Origin of the sequence: Serratia liquefaciens (assembly GCF_027594825.1) — a bacterium.
GTDB classification, from domain to species: Bacteria; Pseudomonadota; Gammaproteobacteria; order Enterobacterales; family Enterobacteriaceae; genus Serratia; species Serratia liquefaciens_A.
The window spans coordinates 1,790,053-1,797,008 of sequence record NZ_CP088930.1 but is presented as its reverse complement, the minus strand read 5'-3'; the positions used below and the strand labels follow the sequence as shown (position 1 = coordinate 1,797,008).

The 6,956-nt window shown below is 51.9% G+C and carries 1 protein-coding gene, 2 tRNA genes and 3 rRNA genes; all 6 read left to right on the top strand.

Annotated elements, in window-relative coordinates; all coding sequences use genetic code 11:
• Positions 1-123: 123 nt before the first annotated feature.
• Positions 124-1,666, top strand: a 16S ribosomal RNA gene (locus LQ945_RS08210).
• A gap of 74 nt (positions 1,667-1,740) precedes the next feature.
• Positions 1,741-1,817: transfer RNA gene (locus tag LQ945_RS08205), tRNA-Ile, on the top strand.
• 107 nt (positions 1,818-1,924) lie between these two features.
• Positions 1,925-2,000: transfer RNA gene (locus LQ945_RS08200), tRNA-Ala, on the top strand.
• A gap of 215 nt (positions 2,001-2,215) precedes the next feature.
• A 23S ribosomal RNA gene (locus tag LQ945_RS08195) occupies positions 2,216-5,125 on the top strand.
• A 173-nt stretch (positions 5,126-5,298) separates the two neighbouring features.
• Positions 5,299-5,414: ribosomal RNA gene (gene rrf / locus LQ945_RS08190) — 5S ribosomal RNA — on the top strand.
• The 16S, 23S and 5S rRNA genes sit together here with 2 tRNA genes alongside, the layout of an rRNA operon.
• A gap of 231 nt (positions 5,415-5,645) precedes the next feature.
• Positions 5,646-6,956, top strand: coding sequence for an MFS family transporter (locus LQ945_RS08185; RefSeq protein WP_044554485.1), 1,311 nt, complete (start codon positions 5,646-5,648; stop codon positions 6,954-6,956).

The following is a 6,956-nucleotide window of genomic DNA, read 5'->3' as shown; positions in this document are numbered from 1 at the left end:
AAAAAATATCAAGTCTTGAAGAGTGACCAAGCAATAAGTCAGTCGGTTGATTCGTCAACGGTCTGATTATTACGAAAGTTAATTTTCGAGCATCGCTTCACGAGTTGAAGCAAATCAAGCTTTTAATTGAAGAGTTTGATCATGGCTCAGATTGAACGCTGGCGGCAGGCCTAACACATGCAAGTCGAGCGGTAGCACAGGAGAGCTTGCTCTCCGGGTGACGAGCGGCGGACGGGTGAGTAATGTCTGGGAAACTGCCTGATGGAGGGGGATAACTACTGGAAACGGTAGCTAATACCGCATAACGTCTTCGGACCAAAGTGGGGGACCTTCGGGCCTCATGCCATCAGATGTGCCCAGATGGGATTAGCTAGTAGGTGGGGTAATGGCTCACCTAGGCGACGATCCCTAGCTGGTCTGAGAGGATGACCAGCCACACTGGAACTGAGACACGGTCCAGACTCCTACGGGAGGCAGCAGTGGGGAATATTGCACAATGGGCGCAAGCCTGATGCAGCCATGCCGCGTGTGTGAAGAAGGCCTTCGGGTTGTAAAGCACTTTCAGCGAGGAGGAAGGGTTCAGTGTTAATAGCACTGTGCATTGACGTTACTCGCAGAAGAAGCACCGGCTAACTCCGTGCCAGCAGCCGCGGTAATACGGAGGGTGCAAGCGTTAATCGGAATTACTGGGCGTAAAGCGCACGCAGGCGGTTTGTTAAGTCAGATGTGAAATCCCCGCGCTTAACGTGGGAACTGCATTTGAAACTGGCAAGCTAGAGTCTTGTAGAGGGGGGTAGAATTCCAGGTGTAGCGGTGAAATGCGTAGAGATCTGGAGGAATACCGGTGGCGAAGGCGGCCCCCTGGACAAAGACTGACGCTCAGGTGCGAAAGCGTGGGGAGCAAACAGGATTAGATACCCTGGTAGTCCACGCTGTAAACGATGTCGACTTGGAGGTTGTGCCCTTGAGGCGTGGCTTCCGGAGCTAACGCGTTAAGTCGACCGCCTGGGGAGTACGGCCGCAAGGTTAAAACTCAAATGAATTGACGGGGGCCCGCACAAGCGGTGGAGCATGTGGTTTAATTCGATGCAACGCGAAGAACCTTACCTACTCTTGACATCCAGAGAATTCGCTAGAGATAGCTTAGTGCCTTCGGGAACTCTGAGACAGGTGCTGCATGGCTGTCGTCAGCTCGTGTTGTGAAATGTTGGGTTAAGTCCCGCAACGAGCGCAACCCTTATCCTTTGTTGCCAGCACGTAATGGTGGGAACTCAAAGGAGACTGCCGGTGATAAACCGGAGGAAGGTGGGGATGACGTCAAGTCATCATGGCCCTTACGAGTAGGGCTACACACGTGCTACAATGGCGTATACAAAGAGAAGCGAACTCGCGAGAGCAAGCGGACCTCATAAAGTACGTCGTAGTCCGGATCGGAGTCTGCAACTCGACTCCGTGAAGTCGGAATCGCTAGTAATCGTAGATCAGAATGCTACGGTGAATACGTTCCCGGGCCTTGTACACACCGCCCGTCACACCATGGGAGTGGGTTGCAAAAGAAGTAGGTAGCTTAACCTTCGGGAGGGCGCTTACCACTTTGTGATTCATGACTGGGGTGAAGTCGTAACAAGGTAACCGTAGGGGAACCTGCGGTTGGATCACCTCCTTACCTAATGATATTGATTGCGTGAAGTGCTCACACAGATTGTCTGATGAAAAAGTAACGAGCAGAAATACCTTTATAGGCTTGTAGCTCAGGTGGTTAGAGCGCACCCCTGATAAGGGTGAGGTCGGTGGTTCAAGTCCACTCAGGCCTACCAATTCTTTCCCATACTGCGTTGCTTCACCGCATGGCTGTAAAGCCGCGTGGCGCCGCGTCTTGTTTGGAATCGAATGAGGTAACAAAGGTATCTGCAAGTGACTGTATGGGGCTATAGCTCAGCTGGGAGAGCGCCTGCCTTGCACGCAGGAGGTCAGCGGTTCGATCCCGCTTAGCTCCACCATATAGTCCTGTATCAATACTTCAGAGTGTACTGGCAACAGTATGCTGCGAAGTATTTTGCTCTTTAACAATCTGGAACAAGCTGAAAATTGAAACATGACAGCTGAAACTTATCCCTCCGTAGAACTATTGGGGTAAGGATTAACCTGTCATAGAGTCTCTCAAATAAACAGCACGACAGTGTTTTCTGTTTACAGAAACACCTTCGGGTTGTGAGGTTAAGTGACTAAGCGTACACGGTGGATGCCTAGGCAGTCAGAGGCGATGAAGGGCGTGCTAATCTGCGATAAGCGTCGGTAAGGTGATATGAACCGTTATAACCGGCGATACCCGAATGGGGAAACCCAGTGCAATTCGTTGCACTATCATACGATGAATACATAGTCGTATGAGGCGAACCGGGGGAACTGAAACATCTAAGTACCCCGAGGAAAAGAAATCAACCGAGATTCCCCCAGTAGCGGCGAGCGAACGGGGAGGAGCCCAGAACCTGAATCAGTTCTTGTGTTAGTGGAAGCGTCTGGAAAGTCGCACAGTAAAGGGTGATAGTCCCGTACACTAAAATGCATTAATTGTGAGTTCGATGAGTAGGGCGGGACACGTGACATCCTGTCTGAATATGGGGGGACCATCCTCCAAGGCTAAATACTCCTGACTGACCGATAGTGAACCAGTACCGTGAGGGAAAGGCGAAAAGAACCCCGGCGAGGGGAGTGAAATAGAACCTGAAACCGTGTACGTACAAGCAGTGGGAGCCTACTTTGTTGGGTGACTGCGTACCTTTTGTATAATGGGTCAGCGACTTATATTTTGTAGCAAGGTTAACCGTATAGGGGAGCCGTAGGGAAACCGAGTCTTAACTGGGCGAATAGTTGCAAGGTATAGACCCGAAACCCGGTGATCTAGCCATGGGCAGGTTGAAGGTTGGGTAACACTAACTGGAGGACCGAACCGACTAATGTTGAAAAATTAGCGGATGACTTGTGGCTGGGGGTGAAAGGCCAATCAAACCGGGAGATAGCTGGTTCTCCCCGAAAGCTATTTAGGTAGCGCCTCGTGAACTCATCTTCGGGGGTAGAGCACTGTTTCGGCTAGGGGGCCATCCCGGCTTACCAAACCGATGCAAACTCCGAATACCGAAGAATGTTATCACGGGAGACACACGGCGGGTGCTAACGTCCGTCGTGAAGAGGGAAACAACCCAGACCGCCAGCTAAGGTCCCAAAGTCATGGTTAAGTGGGAAACGATGTGGGAAGGCATAGACAGCCAGGATGTTGGCTTAGAAGCAGCCATCATTTAAAGAAAGCGTAATAGCTCACTGGTCGAGTCGGCCTGCGCGGAAGATGTAACGGGGCTAAACCATGCACCGAAGCTGCGGCAGCGACGCTTAGGCGTTGTTGGGTAGGGGAGCGTTCTGTAAGCCGTTGAAGGTGACCTGTGAGGGTTGCTGGAGGTATCAGAAGTGCGAATGCTGACATAAGTAACGATAAAGCGGGTGAAAAACCCGCTCGCCGGAAGACCAAGGGTTCCTGTCCAACGTTAATCGGGGCAGGGTGAGTCGACCCCTAAGGCGAGGCCGAAAGGCGTAGTCGATGGGAAACAGGTTAATATTCCTGTACTCGGTGTTACTGCGAAGGGGGGACGGAGAAGGCTAGGCTAGCCGGGCGACGGTTGTCCCGGTTTAAGCGTGTAGGGGGAGTGACCTGGTAAATCCGGTGACTTATTCAACCCTGAGGCGTGATGACGATGCACTACGGTGCAGAAGTAGTTGATGCCAAGCTTCCAGGAAAAGCCTCTAAGCATCAGGTAACACAGAATCGTACCCCAAACCGACACAGGTGGTCAGGTAGAGAATACCAAGGCGCTTGAGAGAACTCGGGTGAAGGAACTAGGCAAAATGGTGCCGTAACTTCGGGAGAAGGCACGCTGGCGCGTAGGTGAAGAGACTTGCTCTCGGAGCTGAAGCCAGTCGCAGATACCAGCTGGCTGCAACTGTTTAATAAAAACACAGCACTGTGCAAACACGAAAGTGGACGTATACGGTGTGACGCCTGCCCGGTGCTGGAAGGTTAATTGATGGGGTCAGCCGCAAGGCGAAGCTCTTGATCGAAGCCCCAGTAAACGGCGGCCGTAACTATAACGGTCCTAAGGTAGCGAAATTCCTTGTCGGGTAAGTTCCGACCTGCACGAATGGCGTAATGATGGCCAGGCTGTCTCCACCCGAGACTCAGTGAAATTGAACTCGCTGTGAAGATGCAGTGTACCCGCGGCAAGACGGAAAGACCCCGTGAACCTTTACTATAGCTTGACACTGAACATTGAGCCTTGATGTGTAGGATAGGTGGGAGGCTTTGAAGCGTGGACGCCAGTCTGCGTGGAGCCAACCTTGAAATACCACCCTTTAATGTTTGATGTTCTAACTCGGCCCCGTAATCCGGGGTGAGGACAGTGTCTGGTGGGTAGTTTGACTGGGGCGGTCTCCTCCCAAAGAGTAACGGAGGAGCACGAAGGTTAGCTAATCACGGTCGGACATCGTGAGGTTAGTGCAAAGGCATAAGCTAGCTTGACTGCGAGAGTGACGGCTCGAGCAGGTACGAAAGTAGGTCTTAGTGATCCGGTGGTTCTGAATGGAAGGGCCATCGCTCAACGGATAAAAGGTACTCCGGGGATAACAGGCTGATACCGCCCAAGAGTTCATATCGACGGCGGTGTTTGGCACCTCGATGTCGGCTCATCACATCCTGGGGCTGAAGTAGGTCCCAAGGGTATGGCTGTTCGCCATTTAAAGTGGTACGCGAGCTGGGTTTAGAACGTCGTGAGACAGTTCGGTCCCTATCTGCCGTGGGCGTTGGAAGATTGAGAGGGGTTGCTCCTAGTACGAGAGGACCGGAGTGAACGCACCACTGGTGTTCGGGTTGTCATGCCAATGGCACTGCCCGGTAGCTAAGTGCGGAAAAGATAAGCGCTGAAAGCATCTAAGCGCGAAACTTGCCTCGAGATGAGTCTTCCCTGGGCCTTTAAGGCCCCTGAAGGAACGTTTAAGACTAAGACGTTGATAGGCTGGGTGTGTAAGTGCAGCGATGCATTGAGCTAACCAGTACTAATGATCCGTGAGGCTTAACCTTACAACACCAAAGGTGTTTTAGAGACAAAATCGTCGGGAACGATTTTGAACGTCGCTTGCGACGGCCCCGAAGGGGTGAGTATCAGGACGATACGAATACTCTAGATTTTCAGCGAAGTTCCGAGATTGGTTTCAATGGCTACGTGAGTAGCGGTTGGAATGAAACAGAATTTGCCTGGCGGCAATAGCGCGGTGGTCCCACCTGACCCCATGCCGAACTCAGAAGTGAAACGCCGTAGCGCCGATGGTAGTGTGGGGTCTCCCCATGCGAGAGTAGGACACTGCCAGGCATCAATCAAGCCAAGAGGCCATCCGCAAGGATGGCCTTTTTGCTATGTCCGCTATAAATATTTGCTGTTATTTCGCCCGATTTTTACGCCAGTCTTCAATGCGCATCACAAAAATCACGCTATATTCTTCGCCCGCTATTTGTTTTAATTGTTAACTCAATATTAACAATTTAATTACATTTAAGCGGCAGGACGCCGACTTCACGGTTTATCTGGCTTGGAGAATACAAAATGACAGAAACAACCTCGGCCATTGAGGATGGAAATGCCGTCGATCCGGCAGTGCAGGACAAAAAGAAACGTATTTTCGCTATTGTTGGCGCTTCATCGGGGAACCTGGTGGAGTGGTTTGATTTTTACGTCTATTCCTTCTGTTCTATCTACTTTGCCGCTTCATTTTTCCCCGCTGGCAACAGCACCACCCAATTGCTGCAAACTGCCGGCGTGTTCGCCGCCGGTTTCTTCATGCGCCCGATCGGCGGCTGGTTGTTCGGTTATATTGCCGATAAGCATGGTCGCAAAAACTCGATGCTGATCTCTGTTTGCATGATGTGTGCAGGATCGCTGGTGATCGCCTGTTTACCGACCTATGAATCGATCGGCAGTTGGGCTCCGGTGCTGCTGCTGGTTGCGCGTCTGTTCCAGGGCCTGTCGGTCGGCGGTGAGTACGGCACCAGCGCCACCTATATGAGCGAGGTGGCAATAAAAGGGCGGCGTGGTTTCTATGCTTCTTTCCAGTATGTCACGCTGATTGGCGGCCAACTTTTGGCATTGCTGGTTCTGGTGGCTCTGCAACAAATCCTCTCCGCAGAGGAACTAAAGGCCTGGGGCTGGCGTATTCCCTTTGCGATTGGCGCGGTATTGGCGGTAGTGGCGTTATATCTGCGTCGGTCGCTGAATGAAACCTCCGATGCCAAAACCCGTAATCATAAAGATGCGGGTTCACTGAAGGGGCTGTGGAAGAATCGTAAAGCCTTCCTGATGGTGCTGGGTTTTACCGCCGGAGGGTCGTTGAGCTTTTATACTTTTACCACCTATATGCAAAAGTATCTGGTCAATACCTCCGGGATGGATGCCAAGCTGGCCAGCGGTATTATGACTGCCGCGCTCTTTATCTACATGCTGCTGCAGCCCTTGGTCGGGGCATTGTCAGACAAGATCGGTCGCCGCAGTTCAATGCTGATCTTTGCCTCACTGGCGACCTTGCTGACCGTGCCTATCTTGCTGACGCTGAAAAATGTCAGCAATCCTTATGCGGCCTTCGGTTTGATTGTGCTGGCGTTATTTATCGTCAGTTTCTATACCTCGATCAGCGGGCTGCTGAAGGCTGAAATGTTCCCGCCGGAAGTGCGCGCGTTAGGCGTTGGTCTGTCTTATGCGGTGGCTAATGCGATGTTTGGCGGGTCGGCGGAATATGTTGCACTGTCGCTGAAGTCGTTTGGCTTCGAGAATGCCTTCTTCTGGTATGTTTCCGGCATGTGTCTGCTGGCGCTGATAGTTTCTCTCCGCTTGCATCGCAAAGGGAAAGAGATCCAACTGTGA

Bases quoted from the DNA above. Each gene is read 5' to 3' on its own strand.
- LQ945_RS08185 (WP_044554485.1), top strand. From the start codon at position 5,646: ATGACAGAAACAACCTCGGCCATTGAGGATGGAAATGCCGTCGATCCG.